1 pseudogene is annotated in these 612 nt (G+C 36.6%); it reads right to left on the bottom strand.

Features of this window, described 5'->3' with window-relative positions:
- Positions 1-612, bottom strand: a pseudogene (locus EAL49_RS08215) (helicase); the annotation flags it as partial.

Genomic DNA, 612 nt, shown 5'->3' with positions numbered 1-612 from the left:
GAGTGGGTATCCAAGGGCTGTTGATATTAGCCATGATTTCAGTGGCTTTCAAATCTTTAGGGATAATCCGCTCTAAATCTTTCACATTAGCCTCTAATCCCTCCACGCCTTCTTTGATGGCTTCTTTCACTTCTTTGAGTTTTCTTTTCACATTGCCGCTCAAATAATCGTTCGCTAAAATATAGCCGCCATTATCCTTGTGGTCTTTATAAATCAGTTTTTGCTCTAAAAGTTCTTTAATCGTGGTTTCTAAGCTTTGGGTTTTAAAATGATCCCTAATGAAATGCAAATCCAAACCCCCTTTTTGATTGACGCTTGCAATTAATGCCTCTTTAGCGTTAGTGATGATGAGTTCTTTTTTGGGGTTTAAAGTCCTTTCAAAAAAGATTTGAGCTTTTTTAGCTTGAGCTTGCCTTGGCTCTATGTTTTGCATTTTAGCGCTTCTAGGGGTGATTTCTTTTTCAAAGTCTTTTTCTAATCCTAAAACTTTAGCGCCATACAAATCTTGTTTGATGTCCTTGCGGTTTTTGTTTTCATTGAGATAGCCAAATTTCTTGACAAATCCATCATAAACAAGATTGAGTTTAGCCCTCTTGTTTTCTAGCTCTAAAT

The organism is Helicobacter pylori, assembly GCF_003637665.1.
Lineage (GTDB): Bacteria > Campylobacterota > Campylobacteria > Campylobacterales > Helicobacteraceae > Helicobacter > Helicobacter pylori_CK.
This window is presented reverse-complemented; position numbering and strand designations above follow the sequence as displayed.